The sequence below is a fragment of the Janthinobacterium sp. PSPC1-1 genome (genome assembly GCF_049897625.1).
GTDB lineage: Bacteria > Pseudomonadota > Gammaproteobacteria > Burkholderiales > Burkholderiaceae_D > Janthinobacterium > Janthinobacterium tructae.
Genome location: NZ_JAFCWP010000011.1, coordinates 93,286 through 113,582, shown reverse-complemented (window position 1 = coordinate 113,582; position 20,297 = coordinate 93,286). Strand labels below are relative to the sequence as shown.

The window sequence follows — 20,297 nt, the reverse complement described above, 5'->3', positions numbered from 1 at the left end:
GGAGAACACGGTGGATTACTTCTCGGCGAACGCGCGCTCGACAACGAAGTCGCCAGGCGTCGAGGTATTGCCTTCCTTGAAGCCACGCGCTTCCAGCATTTCCTTCAGGTCACGCAGCATGTCCGAGCTGCCGCAGATCATGACGCGGTCTTCGGCCGGGTTCAGCGCCGGCAAGCCCAGGTCTTCGGCCAGTTTGCCGTTCTCGATCAGTGCCGTGATGCGGCCCATGTTGCGGAAATCTTCGCGCGTCACGGTCGGGTAATAGCGCAGCTTGTCGCTGACCATTTCGCCCAGGAATTCATGCTTCGGCAGGTGCTCTTCCAGCAGCTCGCGGTAGGCCAGTTCATCGACCTGGCGCACGCCGTGCACAAGGATCAGCTGGTCGAAGCGCTCGTAGATGTCCGGATCGCGCACGATGCTGAGGAAAGGCGCCAGGCCCGTGCCCGTCGACAGCATGTACAGGCGCTTGCCTGGCAGCAGGTAGTCGGACACCAGGGTGCCCGTCGGCTTGCGGCCGACGATGACGGTGTCGCCCACTTGCAAATGTTGCAAACGCGACGTCAATGGACCGCCCGGCACCTTGATGCTGAAAAATTCCAGGTGCTCTTCGTAATTGGCGCTGGCGATACTGTAGGCGCGCAGCAATGGCTTGCCATCGACGCGCAGGCCGATCATGGTGAAATGGCCATTCGAGAAACGCAGCGACGGGTCGCGCGTGGTGGTAAAGGAGAACAGGGTATCCGTCCAGTGGTGCACGCTTAAAACGCGCTCTTCATTCATCGAACTCATAGTGTTTGTTGGCTGGTCAAAAAAATGGTTAGTTGCTGGCAACTGCTGGCAAAAGTGAAACCCTGTGTAGGCCCAGACGCTATTGTACTGGCGTCCACACGAAATTGTTACCGTCTATCGCCGCCAATGCTGCCGCACACGGTGCCGACATTATAGTGCGAATGGCAAGGCGGGGCTGAAATTCGCCCGGAAACGGGCGGTGGGCATGCGCTCTCTTGACCTGGCTCACTTTTTCAAGGTGCCGCTCCAGGGCTGCCGCCCGCGCGTGCAGGCGCGGGCGCGGCGGCGCCCAGGAAGCGCCGGCGCAGGGCGGCATTCGCCGGATCGGACACATAGCGGGCCACGAGGGCGGCCGCCAGCGCCGTCGCGGCCAGGAACAGCGCCAGCCACGGCAGGCGCTCCGCGTAGCCCAGGCCCGCCTTGTCGACCACGTTACGCATGGCAGCGAGCACGATGATATGGAACAAGTACAGCTCGTAGCTGTGGCGTCCCAGCCATTGCAGCGGTCCGGGGCGGCCCTGGCTGGCCGCCTGGCCCGCCGTGGCGCCCACGATGAAGGCGGCGCTGGCCAGCGCGATCGCGCTGAAGCCGAAGGCTTCATGGCCGGCGATGCCGCGCACGTACACGGCCGCCAGGGCCAGGCCCGCCGCCCAGCGCAACAGTTGCCCAGCCCGCGCACCCGGCTGCCAGTGTTGCGTCAGCAGGGCCGTCAGGCAGCCGATGGCGATGGCGTCGAAACAGGCAAGGTAGCCGTACATGAAATAGATTTCGTTGTCCGCGTGCAAGCTGCGGTACACGGGGCCGGCCACGATGGCCGCGCTGCACAGCAGCATGATCGCATGGCGCCGGCGCAGCAGGCGGCACGACAGCGGCAACAGCAGGTAAAACATTTCCTCGACGGACAGCGACCAGTACACGTTCAGGCAGTAATTGAAATACCCGGCGCTTTGCATCAGCACGTTGTGCCAGAAGGTCAGCACGGAAGCGATGGCGATGACGAAATAGCTGGCTGGCAAATCCTTGCCGCCGTCGGAATTGGCAAAGAAGGGCACGTCCAGCACGCCCAGCAGCACGATCAGGGACAGGGCCAGCAGCAGAGACGGCAGCAGGCGGGCGATGCGGTAGGCATAAAACACGGCCAGGTCGATGCGCGCCAGGTCGCCCCAGCGGCGCAGCGAGGTCGAGGTGATCAAATAGCCGGAAATGACGAAGAACATGGTCACGCCGTAATTGCCCTGGTAGGCGGCTTTCAATAGCCAAGTCGGCAGAACGACGAGCGGGCTGTTCTTCAAGCCATAGGCCAGCGCGAAGTGCAGCAGCAGCACGCACAGGATGGCCGCGCCGCGCAGGGCGTCGATATGATGGTTGCGGGTATTATTCACTGTGGTTCCTTTTCATCATGTCTTGTGACTTATGGGAGCATGATGCGACATGTGTCGCTTGCCGGTCAACGATTATGCAGATAATCGGCGTCGAAAGCGGCAACGGGGCGAGGACAGGGAAGTCTTGCGTGTATGATATTGCCGAACAGAATTGTTGGGCATCTATCATCTTGCGGGCGCGGTTTTTCGTGCCTGCCAGCCCATGAATCTGCGTGCACGATTCCGGCCGCCAGGATGCCTGACCCACAGCGAAAGGTAATAAAGATGTATAAAACAGTGCGCGACATGTTCCTGCATTTCAAGGAAGCCGTCCCATTCCGCCTCGTCCCCGCCCTGATTTGCACGGCCTTGCTGGTGAGCATGCTATTGCTGCCGGCGCCCGACGGCTTGACGCCGAAGGCCTGGGGCCTGGTGGCGATCTTCCTCACCACGATTTTGGCGATCATATTAAAAGTCATGCCGATCGGCGTGATGGCCATGATGGCCATCGTCATCGTTTCCTTGTCGCAAGTGACGTCGACCTCGTCCAAGGGCGCCATCACGGATGCGCTCAGCAGTTTTTCAAATCCCTTGATCTGGCTGATCGTAGTGGCGATTTTGATATCGCGCGGCCTGAAAAAGACGGGGCTGGGCAGCCGCATCGGCCTGCTGTTCATCTCGCTGCTGGGCAAGCGCACCATGGGCATCGGCTATGGCCTGGCGATTTGCGAACTGGTGCTGGCGCCATTTACGCCGAGTAACACCGCGCGCGGTGGCGGCATCGTCCACCCCGTCATGAAATCGATTGCCAACGCCTTCGATTCGGACCCGGCCAAGGGCACGGAAGGTAAAGTGGGCACGTATCTGGCCCTCGTCAACTACCACGCCAACCCGATTACGTCGGCCATGTTCCTCACGGCCACGGCGCCCAATCCGCTGGTGGTCGATTTCGTGGCCAAGGCCAGCGGCCAGAGTTTCCACCTGACGTGGACCACCTGGGCCCTGTGCATGCTGCTGCCGGGCCTGGTCTGCCTGCTGGTGATGCCCCTGATTATCTACTGGCTGTCGCCGCCGGAACTGAAAGCCACGCCGGACGCCGTCACCTACGCCAAGGCGGAACTGAAAAGCATGGGCCCGCTGTCGCCGTCGGAAAAAGTCATGCTGGGCACCTTCGCCCTGCTGCTGTTACTGTGGGCCAACGTGCCCGCCATGCTGTTCGGCCCCGCGTTTTCGCTCGATGCGACGGTCGTCGCCTTCGTCGGCTTGTTCGTGCTGATCATTACCGGCACCATCGACTGGGACGACGTGTTGTCCGAGAAGAGTGCCTGGGATACCCTGGTGTGGTTCGGCGCGCTGGTCATGATGGCCGAGCAGTTGAACAAGACGGGCGTGATCGCCTGGTTCTCGGCCGGCATGAAGGCGGCCATCGTCGCCAGCGGCATGGACTGGCTGCCGATCGCCGGCGTCCTGGTGCTGGTGTTCGTCTTCTCGCATTATTTCTTTGCCAGCACGACGGCCCACATCAGCGCCATGCTGCTGGCCTTCCTGACGGTGGGCCTGCACCTGATTCCCGCCGAATACCATGTGCCGTTCATGCTGATGATGACGGCCGGCTCGGCCATCATGATGACCTTGACCCACTATGCGACAGGCACCTCGCCCATCATCTTCGGCAGCGGCTTCGTGACGATGGGTAACTGGTGGCGGGTCGGCTTCATCATGTGCGTGGTGGAACTGCTGATCTTTGCCGTCGTCGGCACGACGTGGTGGAAGGTGCTTGGTTACTGGTAAGGTGGTACGCCGAGCGGCCCCTCAAGGCAGCTCGCCGCGCACGACCTGCAGCAGATAGGCGCGCGCCGCGCCCCGGTCCATGCCTTTTTCTTGTAATAGCGGCAATAACTGCTCGAATAGCTGGCGCCGCTGCAGAGAGGCCTCGGACGTGTCGCGCCGGTTTGAAAAGAAATCCATCAGGGTCGAGCCGCACAGGCAATTGCGGTAGACCTCGACGATGGCGACGTTGTTGTCATCGAAACTCTGCTTCAGCCCGGAGACATTCTGGCGCATCGCTTGTGTCTGCTGTATGAACTCGTCGGCCGTGGCGAAGACGCGCCCACAGCAGGCGCAATGCTTGGGAAAGGCGGCTTCGGCCAGGGCGCGCAAGCCTTCGAAGAACAGTTGTTCCTGCATGATGGCTCCTGGTGGCGTGCCTAGGCGGCACGGTTGCGGATCTCGACGGTACGGGGACCCTGCGGCGGCCGCTGTATGCCCGATTCGAAGCGCAGGAAGGCTTCGCGCAAATGCTCTTTCAGCAAGGTTTCATCCCAGGGTTTGGTGATGAACTTGTACACCGAGCCTTCGTTGATGGCCGCCGTGACCGAATGCAATTCAGGATAGCCGGACAACATCACGCGCACGATCTCGGGATAGATGCCCTTGATGCGGCGCAAGAGTTCGTTGCCAGACATGCCAGGCATGCGTGCATCCGTGAGTATCACGCCCACGGCATGGGTGGCCACCAGTTCCAGCGCTTCCTGCGGCATGGTGGTGCTGAGTATCTGGTAGCCTTCCTTGCGCAGCGAGCGGCGCAGGGAGGACAGGATATGCTCCTCGTCGTCCACCAGCAGCAGCACGCGCTGCGGCGCGTCGGCATGGCAGTTGTCTGGCGGCAAATGGGTGCCGGCATGCAATAACTGGTCCATCTCGGCGCCGGGCAGTGGGCGGCTGAAGTAATAGCCTTGCATGGCGTCGCAGTGGTTGGTATTGAGAAACCCCAGCTGGCCTTCCGTTTCCACGCCCTCGGCCACCGTGGTCATGTGCAGCGACTTGGCCATGGCGATGATGGAGCGGGTCAGCGAAGCGCCATCCACGCTGTCGGTCACGTCGCGGATGAACGATTGATCGATCTTGACCACGTCGATGGGGAATTGCTTGAGATAGGACAAGCTGGAATAGCCGGTGCCGAAATCGTCCAACGACAAGGTGACGCCGATTTCCTTCAACTGTTCCAGTGCCCGCACCACCAGGTCCCGGTTCTGCATCAGCACGCTCTCCGTCAGCTCCAGTTCCAGGCAATCGGCCGGCACGCCACTTTCCGCCAGCACTTCGCGTACCAGTTCCGGCATGTCGACCTGGCGGAACTGGCGCGCCGACACGTTGACCGCCATCGTCAGGTGCGCAAAGCCGTAGGCATGCCAGACGCCCAGTTGCGCGCAGGCCGTGCGCAGCACCCATTCGCCGATGGGAATGATCATGCCCGTTTCCTCGGCCAGGGGAATGAAGCGGTCCGGCGGCACCAGGCCGATGCCGGGCCGGCGCCAGCGCAGCAGCGCTTCCATGCCATAGATTTTCCCGCTGCTGAGGTCGACCTTGGGCTGGTAGTGCAATTCCAGTTCGTCCAGCGCCAGCGCCTGATGCAGGGCATGTTCGATTTCAGCCCGCTCTTCTACCAGCACGCCCATCTTGTGGTTGTAAAACTGGAAACCGTTGCGGCCCTTGTCCTTGGCGCTGTAGAGGGCCGCATCGGCCGTCTTCAGCAGTATGTCGCCGCTGTCGCCGTCGGAGGGAAACACGCTGGCGCCGATACTGGTGCTGACGTGCAGGGTGTGTTCGCCCAGCAGGAAGGGCTCGGCGAACACCGCCAGCACTTTCTTCACGATCTGTTCAGTCGTCTCGAGGTCGGGCAGGTCCGTCAGCAGGATGACGAATTCGTCGCCGCCCTGGCGGGCCACGGTGTCGCCTTCGCGCACCGCCCCCTTCAGCCTGCGGGCCACTTCCCGCAGCAGCGCATCGCCCACCGGGTGGCCATAGCTGTCGTTGACGAACTTGAAACGATCGAGGTCCATCATCATGGTAGCCAGATGCAGTTTGGTGCGGCGGGCGTGGACGATGGCCTGGCCGATGCGGTCGTTCAGCAACTGACGGTTGGGCAAGTCCGTCAGCGCATCGTGGTTGGCCAGGTACTCGATGCGCAATTCCTGCTGCTTGCGTTCCGTGATGTCCTGCACGGTACCGCGCATCAGCAGCATTTCGCGGCCTTCGCGCACGGCCTCGGCCTGGTGGAAGACGATACGCTCGCCTCCGTCCGGCTGCAGCACCCGGTGTTCCAGGCTGTAGCCGGTGCCGCTGGCATGCAGTTCCATGAAGGCCTCGAGCAGCAGGGGCCGCTGATCCTCTGGCAGGCATTGCAACAGGCGCTCGAAGCTGGTGGGGCCGGAATCGGCGTCCAGGCCCAGGATGCGCAACAGTTCCGGCGACCAGTAGCCGTCGCCATCGGCAAGCCGGTATTCCCAGTTGCCCAGGCGGGCCAGCGCCTGCGCGTGGCTGAGGCTTGCCTGGATACGGCTCAACTCGGTTAGCGCGCTGCTGGCGCGCAGCAGGTAGCGCAGCCGGTGCGCCAGCAAACGCCATTGCATCGGCTTGGAGATGAAATCGCTGGCGCCCGCTTCCAGCGCCTGCTTGATGGAGTCATCGTCATCGTTGCCGGTGAGCACGACGATGGGCACGTGCGCGCCGCCGGGCAGCCGGCGCAGCTGTGCGCAGCATTCGAAGCCGCTCATGCCGGGCATGGCGACGTCGAGCAGGATCAGGTCGGGCACGCCGCGCTGGAAGGCGGCCAGCGCTTCCAGGCCGCTGGCCGCTTCCACGATGCGGAAGCCTTCCGGCTCCAGTGCTTCCGTCACCAGGAAGCGCGTCATGGTGTCGTCATCGACCACCAGGACCAGTGCTTGCGGGGGGAGTGCGGTATTCATATTGCTTCCTTTTCAATGGCCAGGGCGGCGAGGACACGGTCGAGTTCTTGCTGGATGCCGCGGATATGCTGCAGCGCGCTGCCGACGTCATTGCTGCGCGCGTATTGTTCGATTTCACGGCAGGTGGCCGACAAGCCCAGCGCGCCCACGTTGGCGCAGCTGGACTTGAGCGTATGCGCCGCCAGCTGCAGCGCCGCGGCGTCGCTGGCCCCGGCCGCCACTTCCAGCTGGCCCAGCAGGCGCGGGGCGTCGCTGTAGAACAGGTCGATGATGCGGCCCAGCACATCGGGACGGCCGGGACGGCGCATGGCGCGCAGGTTTTGCAGGGCGGCCGCGTCGAGGATGGCCGCCGGTTCGGCCGGCGCCTCCTGGACAGCCTGCGCCGTCACTGCCGGCGTCTGCGCTGCCTTTGGTGCGGTGGACGCCGGACGCCAGCGGGCCAGCACGGCCAGCAGGGCGGCGCGCGTATATGGTTTGGCGAGGTAATCGTCCATGCCCGCATCCAGGCACAGTTCGCGGTCGCCCAGGATGGCATTGGCCGTCAGGGCGATGATGGGCGTGCGGTCACGGCCCTGCTGGGCTTCCATGCGGCGCAGGCGCCGGGTCGCTTCGAAGCCGTCCATTTCCGGCATCTGGCAATCCATCAGGATCACATCGAACGGGTAGCGCTCCCACAGGGCCAGCGCGCGCCGCCCGTTGTCGGCCGGCGTGGCGTCGTAGCCGGTATCTTCCAGCATGGCCAGGGCGATTTCCTGGTTGATCGCATTGTCTTCCACCAGCAGCATGCGCAGCGGCGCCTGGCCCGGGTCTGCGTCAACGGTATCCGGTGCGGCGGGCAGGGCCGGCATGACAGGCACGGTTGGCGCCAGGGTGCCGAAGCCGCCCACGGCTTCGATGCAGTGACGCAATTCCAGCGCCCGCACGGGCTTGGTCAGGCAATATTCCACGCCCAGCGCCGTCACCTGGCGCAGCTCGGCCGAGGCGTCCAGTGAACTGAGCATGATGATTTTCAGCGCCGCCATGCCGGCGTCGGCCTTGATCTTCCGCACCAGTTCGGCGCCATCCATGACAGGCATCCGCATGTCGATGATGGCCAGGTCGAACGGACGCCCGCCGCGCAGCGCGCCTTGCAGCAGGCCCAGCGCCTCGGCGCCGTCGGCGGCGCTGGACGCGGCCATCTGCCACTCGATCGCGTGCTGCAGCAGGATATTGCGGTTGGTGGCATTGTCGTCCACGATCAGCACGTGCAAGGCGCCCAGCGACACGCGCGGCGCCGGCGCCGGTGGCGCATCCGCGGGCGCCACCTTGCCCACGACGACGGTCACGGCGAAGCTGGAACCCAGGCCTGCTACGGATTTGAGGGCAATGTTGCCGCCCATCATCTCCACCAACTGCTTGATGATGGCCAGGCCCAGTCCCGTGCCGCCGTATTTGCGTGAGGTGGTGCTGTCGGCCTGGCGGAACGGCTGGAAGACGGCCGCGGCCGCTTCCGGCGCCATGCCGATGCCCGTGTCGCTCACTTCCAGGCGCAGCTGGCCGGTGGCGGGGCAGCTGACATCGACGGAAATTTCGCCCCGTTCGGTGAATTTGGTGGCGTTATTGAGCAGGTTGGTGAGGATCTGACGCAGGCGCACGGGGTCGCCGCGCACATGCTGCGGCACGTCGGGAGCGATGCGGCAGGTAAATTCGATGGCCTTGCGCTGGATGCCGTTGGCAAACAGTGCCACCACGTCGTCGATCATCTGGCGCAGGTCGAAGGGGATGTGTTCGAGCACCAGTTTGCCCGCCTCGATCTTGGAAAAGTCGAGGATGTCGTCGATGATGCTCAGCAAGCTTTCGCCCGAGCGGTGCACCGTGTGCACGAAACGCTGCTGTTTGGGACTCAGTTCAGTGCGCTGCAGCAATTCCGTCATGCCCAGCACGCCATTCATCGGCGTGCGGATTTCGTGGCTCATCTTGGCCAGGAATTCCGATTTGGCGCGATTGGCGGCGTCGGCCTCGGCCTTGGCCTGCGTGAGCGCCAGGTCGCGCTGTTCCACGTGTTCGAGCATGCCGTTGAAGCCCGTGATCAGCTGCCCCAGCTCATCGCTGCCGTGCTGCGCCACGCGCACCGACAGCGCCTTGCCGTCGCGGATATGCGCAATCGCGTAGGACAGGCGCGCCAGCGGCCTGGCGATGGACGCGCTGATCAGGCCTGTGATGGCCACGCAGGCCAGCAGCAGCACCAGCGCGATGCCGAGGATCAGCGCGAAGGCATGCCGCACGCCATCGCGCACCTTGGCCACCGCATCCTGCTGCTGGTGCGTGATGTGCGCCACCTGCTGCGCGGAATAGGCGGCCTGTTCGCGCTCGAAGGCGCGCACATGGCTGATGACCTCGTCGAGCGCCGCCTGGCTGTCCAGTACGCTGCCTTTGGCTTGCACCAGCCGCTGTCCCGAACGTTCCACCGCGTCCAGATGGGTGTTGACGGCCCTGATTTCGGCCAGCAAGCCCAGCTGGCCTATGCTTTGCAGCAAAGTCTGCATGGTGGCCATGTCGCGGTGCAGGGCGCTGATGCGGCGGGCGATATCGTGGCCCAGGCGCGTGACGTCGCCGGCGGCCGTGGCCAGCATGACTTCGCCCACGTCGATGCTGATGGCGTCGACGGCAAGGTTGATTTCGCCGCTGGCATCCTCGATGCGGGCCGAGGTGTGCATGTAGCGGCTGGCCTGCTCCAGCCGGTCGCGCCCTATCGCCAGTTGCAATTCGATGGGATCGAGTTCCTCGGCCAGGCGCAGGTGGGCGCTGGCCAGGGCGGCGCTGATTTGTTCCTTGATAGTAAGATAGCCAGCCTGCTGCGCCGCGCTGGCGCCGCCCTCGGCCAGCAGTCCCGCGCGCAAAGCCAGCAAGCCGGCGGCAGGATCGAGCAGCTGGTGCGCCGTGGCCAGCAGTTTCGCCCGCAGGGCCAGCTGCGACGGGCTGATGTCGCGCTCGCTGGTGCCCGCCAGGTGCGCCACGGCCGCGGCCAGGCGCTCGCGCAAGGGGGCGATGCGGAAACGGCTCTTCACGGCCTCCGTTTCGGCCAGCGCAATCTGCATGTCGTGGATGCTCTGGCGCAAATCCGTCAGGTAGCGGGCGTTCTGGTTCAGGCGCTGACTTTGCAGCTGCACCTCGGCGGCCGTGGCCTGGGCCTGGCTGTCGACCAGGCGGATCTTGCTGCGCGCCCCCTTGGCTGCGGCCTTGATCTGCGCCAGCACTTGCCGCATCTCCGTTGCCTGCGCCTTGTAGTAGGCCTCGTTTTCCAGGCGTTTGCGCACGGCGAGGCGCATGCGCTGGAATTCCCGTTCGAAGGCCGCGTGGTAGCGGGGCGCCTGTAATTCGCCATGGCGCCGCAAATCGTCGCTGATGCTCTCGGCGGTCTGGATATTGGCGACGATCTTGTTCGACACCTGCTCCAGCTGCGCCAGGTCTTGCGCCTTGCCCAACTCGAAAAAGTCCGAGGCCATATCCTGCACGGTATAACGCAGGTGTAACACGTCCGTGTACAGCGGTACCGTCTCGTCGGTCAAATCGTGCACATGGGTTTCGATGCCCTTCACCAGCAGCAGGCCGGTCGCCGCCATGGCTGCCACGCCCGCCAGCAGGACGGTGCTACTGACGATCAGCTTGGTCCTGATTTTCATGCCAGGCTCCAGGAGAGGGGAACACGCATCACTTCGCGCCAGGCGCCGGGTCGGCCGGGACGATCCTGCCATCGGCGATGCGGGTCAGGAAAACGGCCGTTGATGCCTGGTGGTCGTCTGGTCGCAGCGTCACCTGCAAGCCGCCGAGATCGAGCCGCTCGAAGGTTTCGAAACTCCGGATCAGGCGTTCGCGCGTGAGGTCCGCGCCCGTGCGGCGCAGCGCCGCCACCATCAGCGTGGCCGAGATGCAGCCCTCGAAACTCACAAACGACAGCCTGGCCGCCGGCACATGCCGGGCCAGCAGGTCGGCGCATTCGGCGGCGATGGGCAGCGTGCGGTCCTCGGGCAGGGGCACCACCTGCGAGATCAGGATGTTGTTGCCTTCCGTGCCCAGCAGTTGCAGCAGGCTGTCCGTGCCGACAAAGGACACCGTGGCCAGGGCCGCCTTCAGCTTGGCCTGGCTTGCCTCGCGCACGAACGCTGCCACCGGGGTGTAGGGACCGGCCATGATGACCACTTGCAAGTCGTGACCGATCAGGGCCGCCAGTCCCGCCTTGACGGCCGTGGTGCCGCGCTGGAAGGCGCCCTTGGCGACGAGTTCCATGCCGCGCCGCTGCAGGGCGCGCACGGTGCCGTCGAGCACGGCATTGCCGAAGCCGTCGTCCTGGTACAGGACACCGAAGCGCTTGATGCCCCGGCTGACGAAATACTGCACCAGGGCATCGGACTCATCGTCATAACTGGCACGAAAGTTGATGATTTCATGCACCACGGGGCGGCGCAAGGTCATGGCGCCCGTAAACGCGCCCACCAGCGGCACCTTCATTTCCTGGACGATCGGTATGACGGCGTTGGTGGTGGGCGTCCCCACGTTGCCGAACAGGGCGAATACCTGCTTTTCCTCGACCAGCCTGAGCGTTTCGCTGATGGCCCGGTCCGGGTCGTAGCCATCGTCGGCGACTACCAGCTCGATGCTGCGGCCGTGGATGCCGCCGCGCTGGTTTGCTTCCTGGAAAACGGCCGTCGCCCCATCGAGCATGGCCCGTCCCAGCCCGGAGGCTGCCCCGGTCTGGGCATTGACCATGCCGAGCCGGATGTGCGTATCGGTCACGCCGGGTTCGGCGGCATGGACCATGCCGGCCGCGACGATGATAGCGAAGCAGCAACATTCCGGGAAAAAGCGCGGAAAAAAGCGCGGAAAAAAGCGCATGAGCTACCTTTATTGAGGTTGACCGGTATCAACAGGTACGGGCTTGACAACGAGTATGGAGGAAATTGCCAACGCAAAACTCACACATAGTCACAGTTCCAAAGGCGACTCAGGAAACGGGCATCCGCACCACCACCTTGCCCCGTGCGCGGCCCTGCGCCAGGTAGGCCAGCGCCTGTTTCGCCTCAAGAAAAGGAAACACCCGGTCGATGACGGGGCGGATGCTTCCCGCTTCGACCAAAGCGGCGATCTGCGCCAGCTGGCCGCCGTCGGGACGCACGAAATGGAAGGCATAGCTGGCGCCGCGCCGCCGCGCCAGGCCGATGATCTTGCGGCTGAGCAAACCGAACACCAGTTTCAGCACCACGTGCATGCCGCGTGCGCGGGCGAAGGCGAGGTCCGGCGGGCCGATCAGCGAGACGACGCGGCTGCCGGGCTTGACGATGCACAAGGCCTTTTCCAGACCGTCGCCGCGCAGCGTGCCCAGCACGGCGTCGTAGTCGCGCAGCACCTGCTCGAAGGGCTGCCGCTTGTAGTCGACCACTTCGTCGGCGCCCAGGCCGCGTACCAGTTCGACATTCGGCGTGCTGGTGGTGGTGCCCACGCGGGCGCCCAAGTGCTTGGCCAGCTGGATGGCAAACGTGCCGATACCGCCGGAACCGGCCGGGATGAACACTTTCTGGCCAGGCTGTAACTGCATGCGCTCATGCATGGCTTGCCACGCCGTCAAGCCCACCATGGGTATCGACGCCGCCTGCACGAAATCGAGGTTCGCCGGTTTCAGCGCGGCCGCCTGCTCGGGCACGACGGCAAACTCGGCCAGACTGCCGTATGGCGTGTCGAAAATACTCGCGTACACGGCGTCGCCCACCTTGAAACGCGTGACGGCGCTGCCGACTTCCACCACCACGCCGGCCAAGTCGCTGCCCAGGGTGGCCGGCAAGCGCAGTTTCAATATCGGCTTGAAGTCGCCCTTGGGAATCAGGTTGTCGATGGGATTGAGTCCCACGGCATGCACCCGCACCAGCAGTTCGCCGGGGCCGGGTGCGGGGCGGGGCAGTTCGGCAAACGCCACGTGATCGAGGCCACCGTATTGTTTGAGTTGCAATGCTTGCATGATGTTCTCTCTGGATGCTGGAAAAAGTGCTGGCGTTCAAGCCAGGCGCAGGTCCTTGCGCAAGCCGGCGTCCAGCAGCGCGGCGGGCAGAAAACGGCGCATCAGGCGCAAGCGTGCCGCCAGCGGCCCGGCCGTGTAGCGCAATTTCGGCTGGCGCGCCTGCGCCGCCGCCAATACCGTGTCGGCCACGATGGCCGGGTCTTCGGCGCTGGCCATCAGCGTTTGCAGCCGGCTTGTGACGGCCGCGCGCACTTGCCCGTAGGCGGACAGCGGGCTATCTGGCGCCAGCAGGTTGGCTTCGAACGTGGTTTTCGTATAGGCGGGCTCGATGACGCTGGCGCGGATGCCCCAGCCGCGCACTTCATGGTCGAGCGATTCAGTGTAGCCCTCGATGGCGTGCTTGGTGGCGCAATACAGCGCGCCATAAGGCATGGGCAAAAAGCCGACGACGGAACCGATATTGAGGATGCGCCCGCCGCCCTGGGCCCGCATGTGCGGCAGCACGGCCAGGGTCATGCGCAGCACGCCATAAAAATTCGTGTCGAAGATGGCGCGCGCCTGCGCCATGCTGCTTTCCTCGGCGCCCGCCGGGGCCACGCCGAAACCGGCGTTGTTCACCAGCAGGTCGATGCGGCCTTCGTGCTGCATCACCTCGGCCACGGCGGCAGCGACAGACGCATCGCTGGTGACGTCGAGGGCCAGCATCGCATAAGCGGGTGCGCCCGCCTGGCTACCGCGGCGGCTGGTGCCGTACACCGTGTAGCCCGCTTGCGCCAGGCGCTGGGCCGTGGCCGCGCCGATGCCGGACGAGGCGCCGGTGACCAGGGCAATCTTGTTGTTCTTCATGGCAGTCCTTCAGTGGTTGACAGTATAAAATATGACGGTCGTCATATTGTTGTTTGAAAAAAAACCCGGGACGGTTCAAGGCCTCGGGCGGTGCGGCTAGTTTGCGTCTTGAAACTGCGCCAAGGTGGCCGCACACAGGGCGTCCGACAGGGCCGGCTCGTCGACGGCGCGCGCCAGGATGGTGGCGCCGATCATGGCGCACACCGTCGCCATGGCTTGCGCGTGCGCTTCCGGCTGGCCCCAGTTGGGCATCTGGCGCGCGAACAGGTCGATCATTTCCTTGATGTGGATGGTGGCGGCGCGCCGCACCTCGGGCGCCTGGCGCGGCATTTCCGATCCCAGCGCCGAGACGGGGCAGCCCACCTCGATGGCGGCGATGTGGGCGGGCGCCAGGTAGGCCGCCAGCATGGCCTGCAGCGCCTGGCCCGGCGGGGCGGCAGCCGCCACCCTGGCCGCCAGCGCCACCGATTCGGCGCCCGCGCGGTCGCCCGCTTCGGCCAGCAGCGCGTCGCGCGAGGCGAAGTGCGCGTAGAAGCCGCCGTGCGTCAGGCCCGCTTCCTTCATGATGTCGGCCACGCCCGTGCCCGCATAGCCGCTGCGGCGGATGGCGCGCGTGGCCACCTCGATGATGCGTTCGTGGGTGGCTTCCTTGCGGCTTTGCGCCGATGGTTTCTTGGTAGATGTGTTGTTGGATGAGTTCTGCATGATGATCATCATATAGTATTTTCAAAAACCGCGCAGAACCTGTGCCGACGCGTTGTTCTCTTCCTGGAACGGCGCTACGATGCACTCTATCGACCATCGACCAGGAGCGAAAAATGGCCACTATTCCAGCGGCAGCGACAGAGCATCTGTTTTCCTATGGCACCTTGCAGCAGCCCGAGGTGCAACTGGCCACCTTCGGGCGCCTGCTCGACAGCCGGCCCGACCAGTTGCCCGGCTACCGCCTGGCACTGCTGGCCATCGACGATGCGCAGGTGGTGGCGACCAGCGGCAAGACGCACCATCCGATCGCCTCGTGCAGCGGCACGCCGACCGATTGCGTGCCGGGCGCCGTGCTGGCCGTCTCGGCGGATGAATTGCGGCAGGCTGACGGCTACGAGGTGGCCGCCTACCGGCGCGAGCGCGTCACCCTGGCGTCAGGCATGCAGGCCTGGGCGTACGTAGATGCGCGCGATGCGGCGCCGTGACCGCTGGTTTCGGCGTCGCTTGAATTGGAAAAAGAAGGCTCTGTCACCGGTAAGTAGGGTAAATGCCGGAATCTTCCGTTGACAGTGCTGTCTGACTCTGCATACTCACCTGACAGGGAGCAGATCATGCAGGCAGCCGAATGGATCAGCTTTATCGCCCAGTTTGCGCAGTTGAACCGACGCCAGCGGCAGGCTGGAATGGCCCTGCTGCGTGGCAAGGCCCCACACGACGCGACCGTCGCGCTGCTGGAAAGTGTGGCGCAGCCACGATTGGCCTGTCCCGCCTGCCACTCGCCTCAGCTGCACCGGCATGGCCATGCGCACGGCTTGCAACGCTACCGCTGCGGGCCGTGCGGGCGTACCTTCAATGCCTTGACGGGCACGCCGCTGGCACGCTTCCGCCACAAATCGCTATGGAGGAGCATTTCCACATCTGACGGTGACATAGCCAAAAAGAACGGCTAGTTTTTCAGGCTGCAGAAGGAAGTATAGTGGTCCTGCGTATAGTAGCGTTCCACCAACTTGCGTTTGCCAGCCGGCGTTTGCACAAGCAGTACCGCACGATGCGAACCTGCCCCGCCGTCGCCGCCAATACCCAAATAGTATTCATAATAAACTTCGTCCTTGCCGGCGGCGGGGAGGCGCTTTTCATTATTATTGAATACGACATTGCCCGGACCACCCGCCACCGCGCTCGTCTTTGCGTTGCGGTAGGCGTCATATTCGCTATTTTGCGGGGTAGGCAGGGTTTTGCTCGGTTCCCTTTTGCCGCAGTCGGGGATTTTCGCCGCATAGGCATGGGACGACAACAGGGCGCCTGCCACAATAAGACCCAGCGACCAGGTTGTTGCGCGTTGAGTTTTCATCAATCAGCTTTCGTTGGTGGTGCGTTCAATGGATAGGCTTCTTTTGATACGGCCGGTGTTCGGGCGACCGGAGTAATCTCTGCAATACTGAATATAGTTAAATATTTGAAAATATAACTATCCAATTGTCACCTTCCGATAAATAGTTTTATGTCTTCTTCAGAGAAATGGGAGGGAGTGACAAAATGGTCAATAAATAGATGGCGAAATGCTGCGGGAAATCAATGCAGAGAAAGGCGTTCAGCGTAGTCAGATAGTCATGCACATTAACGTGACAATGTTAGAGTTTTTTTGATTGGCAATTCGTTATGCTAAGTAATCCTCGGGAAATGAGCTTGAATTTATGACGAACAGAACCGGATGCTATGCAAGGCGCCCGCTGCAGAGCGCCGGGTATGGAAGTCAGAAATCACAATAATTTATTGGGGGTTACTTTGGTAGCAGTTATTGGAAACAAGCGAGCCAGTTTATGCATATCGCTTTCCCGATATTTTGTTGTTGAGCATATCAAACCCTGAATGATGAATGTATTCATCGTCAATCATTAACTTCTGATAGGAATCTGCATGAGCCATGACCATCTCGGTTGCGCCTGCTGCAACCTGCCTCATCTGCCTGCGCTGACTACCGGCCTGCTGACGGAAACCGCGCTTGGCGGTGAACTGGATGCGGCGTTTCAACAAGCCTATGCCCGGCACGCCCGGACACTGGGGCCGCAAGCCGTGATCTTCCATAGCGGTGTCATCCATACCCTGGCCGCCGGTGGCAGCGAGCGGGTGGAGGCACTGGGCATGGCCGGCGGCAGCATCATTGCCACGGGCACGCTGCACGAGGTGCGCCAGGCCATGCAAGCGCACCAGCCGGATGAGACGGACCTGCATGGCCGCACCTTGCTGCCCGGCTTCGTCGAACCCCATATGCACGTCCTGCCCAGTGCGCTGTACAAGAGCTGGCTGCCGCTCACGCCCTTCCAGCAGGCACCCCGGCAACAGGAGTTGAATCTGGAATACAGTTTCCAAAGCATCAGCCAACAGATTCGCACCGCGCTGGCGCAGCCGGACAAGCTGCCGAAAGACAAACAAGGCAACCCTTGGGTGCTGGGCTTCGGCGTCGATCCCTCGCTGATGCAGCCTTGGGAAGACATCACCGCCAGCCGGCTGGACCCGCTGAGCAGCACGGTGCCTATCCTGCTGATGAACTCTTCCGGCCACCTTGCCTATCTCAATACCGCTGCGCTGCAGGCGGCCAAGCTCGAGGACACGCCTTCCGGCGTGCTCACCGAGATCAGTATCGCCGAGGCGCTGAAGGTCGCGCCGCAGCCCAGGCTGCCGGAATTTGTCGCCTGCCTGAAGCAGGTGCTGGAGCATGCCTCCGCCATGGGCTTTACCAGCGTATTCGACGCCGGTCTCGGCGCCACCGAGCAGCCGCAGCTGGAAATCGGCTTGCTCAAACTGGCGGCGCACCTGGGACCCGTGCGCATCGGCGCGGCACTGTTCACCAAACCCGAAGAACCGGCGCTGGACAAGTGGCTGCAGCGCTACACGCCGGACCTGGACAGCCACGGCGACCAGCGTTTCAGCATCAGGGCGATCAAGCTGATCGCGGATGGCTCCAACCAGGGCTTGACGGGCTACCAGAGCGAGCCCTATGCCTGTTCGCATGAACACGCCGTCCCTGATGTGCCGGACACCGGCTTGAACAATTACCAGGACACGTCCGTGTTCACCCGCATGCTGGACAAGGCGGTGGGGCAGGGCTGGCCGGTGCTGGTGCACGCCAACGGCGACAAGGCGGTGGAATATGTGCTGGAGAGCTACGCGCGAGTACTTACGCCACGGCCAGGCATACTCAGCGAAGAGGAGGCGCTCAAGCGGCGTCAGCTGCGCCTGCGGGTCGAGCACGCATCGCTGCTGAATGACGATGCCATCGCTAACATGGCGGCACTGCAATTGAACCCCAGTTTCCTCATCGGCCACGTCGGCTATTGGGGGCACACGTTCCAGCGCACCATTTTTGGCCAGGAGCGGGCACAGTTGCTGGACCGCTGCCAGTCGGCACTGCAAGCGGGGATGCACGTCAGCTTGCACTCGGACCATTTCGTCTCGCCACTGGGCGCCTTGCGCATGATGGAACAGGCGGTATTTCGCAGCATGGAGGGTGCGCCAGACAATGAAGTGCTGAACCAGGACGAGTGCCTGAGCCGCATGGCGGCCTTGCGTGCCGTCACGCTCGATGCCGCCTGGCATTGCCACCTCGACCACCTGGTCGGCTCGCTGGAAGCTGGCAAACGGGCCGACCTGGTGATTCTTGCGCAAGACCCGCTGGACGAGAGCGTGCGCAAGCTGCGCGACATCGTGGTGGAGGAGACCTGGCTGGCGGGGGTTAAAGTGCACAGCCACAGCAAGTCGCCAGGCGACATGGCGCGCTGAGCCGCCGCAATGCAACAGCCCCCGATAGCTTTCTGCTGCTACCGGGGGCTGGCGGAAACGCCCGTGCTGGCGCGTTTCAAGGATGGCACTTCAAGCTCAAGCGGGCTTGTGCTTGCCTGCCGAGTAACGGTTCCAGCCATAGCCGGCGACGATGATGGCCAGGATGGCGGCCTGCGCCAGCAGGGTTTCCGCCGTCGGCAGGATGCCCAGCAGGTCGACACGCATGAAATCGACGGGGCTGACGCCGACCCAGCCCGCTTCCTGCAGCGCGGCCACGCCTTTGCCCATCAAAATCACGGCCAGCACGGCCACGAAGGCGGACGTCCACGAGAAGAACTTGCCAATCGGCATGCGGGCACTGGTGCGCAGCAAGGCCCAGGCGATCACGACCAGCAGCACGATGGCCACCAGGAAGCCGCCCAGCAGGGCGCCGCCATTACCGTCCGCCGCCAGGGCGGAATAGAACAGCACGGTTTCAAACACTTCGCGGTAGACGGCGATGAAGGCCAGGGCGAACAGGCCCCAGGCGGAGCGGCGCGTCATGGCCGCCGTGAGTTTCTCGTGCAGATATTCCTGCCAGCGCCCGGCGCTGCTCTTCTGGTGCATCCACAAGCCCACGCTGAGCAGGACCAGGGCCGCGAACACGGAACCGAGCCCTTCGCTCACTTCCCGGCTGGCGCCGCTGATGGTCACCAAATACGTTGCCGCCACCCATGTCAGGCCGCCCGCCACCAGCGCGCTGATCCAGCCGCCATGCACGTAGGGCATGACATCGTTGCGCTTGGCCTTGCGCAGGAAGGCGATGATGCCGATCACGATCAGCAGCGCTTCCACGCCTTCGCGCAGCAAGATCGTCAGGGCGCCGATAAAGGTCGTCATCGGCTCGGCCTTGGCGTCGCCCAGTTCCGCTTCCACGTGGGTAAATAGTTGCTGTAGCTTGTCGCCCGCCGCTTCGGCGTCGGCTACCGTGCCCTTGGCAACGGCGGAACGGTAGGCCAGCATGGCGTTTTCCACGGCCAGCAGCAGGGATTTGTTGCGCGCGCCGACCATCGGCTCGATCGGCTCGAAACCGTCCAGGTAGGCCGACAGGCCCAGGCGCGTGGCGGCCGCGCGGTCGCCCACGCGCACGGCGGCCAGGCTTTCTTCCAGGCGCAGGCGCGACAGGGCCAGGCCGGCAGGCTTGTGCGCCTCGGCCTTGCCAGGGGCGCTGCGCAAGTACGCCGTCAAGGCTTGCGCCTCGTCTGCGCCCAGCTTGGCGGCCGCCGCTTCCTGCGTCAAGGTCGTCACGGCGGCCAGGTCCGCGTACAGTGTCTTGGCCCGTGGATCGTCCTGCCACAGCTTTTCGCCGTGCGCGCGCGCCGCCGCATCGTGCGACATGCCGCCGACAAAAAAGGCCAGGTCCCAGCGCTCGTTTTCGGACAGCTGGCCGAAACTGGCCATCGAAGTGCCCGCCACGCCTTGCGAAATGACCTGGTACAGCGCCATCAGGCTGCGCGACTGTGCCCGTTCGCCATCCGTGAAGGCGATCGGTTTCGGTTCCAAACTGGCCGCCAGCGGACCGTCGCCACCACCGGCCACGCCGTGGCAAGAAGCGCACTGGGCCGCATACAGGGCCGCGCCGCGCATCAGGTTGGGCAGCACTTTCGGCGCCACGGGAATCGGATACGCGGCGATCAGCAAGCCGTTCGCGTGGTGTGCCAGGCGCTTGACTTCCACGCCGTCGGCCTTGGCCACGACGGCTTTGCGCAGGTCGGCGATGGCGGCGGCGATGGCTGCCTGCGAAGCGTGGGCGGGCAGGGCGGCGATCTGCGTCGTCGCGTTGTCGGTAAAATCGAGCATTTCCGCGTATTCCGCTTCGCTGACCACCTTGCCGTGCTCGACGGCGCCGCTGTAATCGACGGCCACATAATCAATCAATTGCCACAATTGCTTGGCGCCGGCGCCAGGATCGGCTACTTGCGCCTGCGCGCCACCGGCCAGTAACAGGCTGAGGCTGGCAGCGACGAGCGGATAGCAGACGAGCCATTTCTTGATAGAACTGAACATGATTCTCATTCTCATTTGTCGTTAACCCGGCGA

14 protein-coding genes and 1 pseudogene are annotated in these 20,297 nt (G+C 63.7%); 4 read left to right on the top strand and 11 right to left on the bottom strand.

The features are described 5' to 3' along the window. Positions 1–15 precede the first annotated feature (15 nt). Positions 16–789 (bottom strand): ferredoxin--NADP reductase, encoded by a 774-nt coding sequence (locus ACP7EG_RS25665; protein ID WP_100873082.1) that lies wholly within the window; start codon positions 787–789, stop codon positions 16–18. Between the two features lie 233 nt (positions 790–1,022). Beyond that, positions 1,023–2,171 (bottom strand): acyltransferase family protein, encoded by a 1,149-nt coding sequence (locus ACP7EG_RS25660; RefSeq protein ID WP_426089939.1) that lies wholly within the window; start codon positions 2,169–2,171, stop codon positions 1,023–1,025. Between the two features lie 264 nt (positions 2,172–2,435). On the opposite strand from ACP7EG_RS25660, the gene ACP7EG_RS25655 reads away from it, so the two are divergent. Beyond that, on the top strand, positions 2,436–3,941 hold the full coding sequence (locus ACP7EG_RS25655) for an anion permease (RefSeq protein ID WP_096235476.1): 1,506 nt from the start codon (positions 2,436–2,438) through the stop codon (positions 3,939–3,941). Positions 3,942–3,962: 21 nt separating this feature from the next. Here ACP7EG_RS25655 and ACP7EG_RS25650 read toward each other — a convergent pair whose 3' ends face one another. From ACP7EG_RS25650 to ACP7EG_RS25620, 7 genes are all read right to left on the bottom strand, one after another. After that, complete coding sequence (locus tag ACP7EG_RS25650; protein WP_426089938.1) at positions 3,963–4,337, bottom strand: hypothetical protein; 375 nt, start codon at positions 4,335–4,337, stop codon at positions 3,963–3,965. A 20-nt stretch (positions 4,338–4,357) separates the two neighbouring features. Beyond that, positions 4,358–6,898: an EAL domain-containing protein gene (locus ACP7EG_RS25645; RefSeq protein ID WP_426089937.1), complete on the bottom strand. Its 2,541-nt coding sequence runs from the start codon at positions 6,896–6,898 to the stop codon at positions 4,358–4,360. Continuing rightward, positions 6,895–10,560, bottom strand: coding sequence for a response regulator (locus ACP7EG_RS25640; RefSeq protein ID WP_426089936.1), 3,666 nt, complete (start codon positions 10,558–10,560; stop codon positions 6,895–6,897). The genes ACP7EG_RS25645 and ACP7EG_RS25640 overlap by 4 nt, the downstream gene beginning before the upstream one ends. Positions 10,561–10,588: 28 nt before the next feature. Further along, positions 10,589–11,695, bottom strand: a complete 1,107-nt coding sequence (locus tag ACP7EG_RS25635) for an ABC transporter substrate-binding protein (protein ID WP_426089935.1) — start codon at positions 11,693–11,695, stop codon at positions 10,589–10,591. A 184-nt stretch (positions 11,696–11,879) separates the two neighbouring features. Next, positions 11,880–12,887: an NADP-dependent oxidoreductase gene (locus ACP7EG_RS25630; RefSeq protein ID WP_426089934.1), complete on the bottom strand. Its 1,008-nt coding sequence runs from the start codon at positions 12,885–12,887 to the stop codon at positions 11,880–11,882. A 36-nt stretch (positions 12,888–12,923) separates the two neighbouring features. Continuing rightward, positions 12,924–13,733, bottom strand: a complete 810-nt coding sequence (locus ACP7EG_RS25625; protein ID WP_426089933.1) for an oxidoreductase — start codon at positions 13,731–13,733, stop codon at positions 12,924–12,926. A 96-nt stretch (positions 13,734–13,829) separates the two neighbouring features. Next, a complete protein-coding gene (locus tag ACP7EG_RS25620) occupies positions 13,830–14,450 on the bottom strand; it encodes a TetR/AcrR family transcriptional regulator (protein ID WP_426089932.1) in 621 nt (206 codons plus the stop codon). Between the two features lie 101 nt (positions 14,451–14,551). On the opposite strand from ACP7EG_RS25620, the gene ACP7EG_RS25615 reads away from it, so the two are divergent. Both ACP7EG_RS25615 and ACP7EG_RS25610 read left to right on the top strand, forming a co-directional pair. After that, positions 14,552–14,923, top strand: coding sequence for a gamma-glutamylcyclotransferase family protein (locus ACP7EG_RS25615; RefSeq protein WP_426089931.1), 372 nt, complete (start codon positions 14,552–14,554; stop codon positions 14,921–14,923). A 126-nt stretch (positions 14,924–15,049) separates the two neighbouring features. Continuing rightward, positions 15,050–15,340, top strand: a pseudogene (locus tag ACP7EG_RS25610) (transposase); the annotation flags it as partial. A gap of 44 nt (positions 15,341–15,384) precedes the next feature. On the opposite strand, the gene ACP7EG_RS25605 reads toward ACP7EG_RS25610, so the two are convergent. Next, positions 15,385–15,789, bottom strand: a complete 405-nt coding sequence (locus ACP7EG_RS25605) for a ribonuclease domain-containing protein (protein WP_426089930.1) — start codon at positions 15,787–15,789, stop codon at positions 15,385–15,387. A 566-nt stretch (positions 15,790–16,355) separates the two neighbouring features. On the opposite strand from ACP7EG_RS25605, the gene ACP7EG_RS25600 reads away from it, so the two are divergent. Beyond that, positions 16,356–18,218, top strand: a complete 1,863-nt coding sequence (locus ACP7EG_RS25600; protein ID WP_426089929.1) for an amidohydrolase — start codon at positions 16,356–16,358, stop codon at positions 18,216–18,218. Positions 18,219–18,314: 96 nt separating this feature from the next. Here the strand turns inward: ACP7EG_RS25600 and ACP7EG_RS25595 are convergent, their stop codons facing one another. Continuing rightward, complete coding sequence (locus ACP7EG_RS25595; protein ID WP_426089928.1) at positions 18,315–20,264, bottom strand: FTR1 family protein; 1,950 nt, start codon at positions 20,262–20,264, stop codon at positions 18,315–18,317. Between the last annotated feature and the right edge of the window lie 33 nt (positions 20,265–20,297).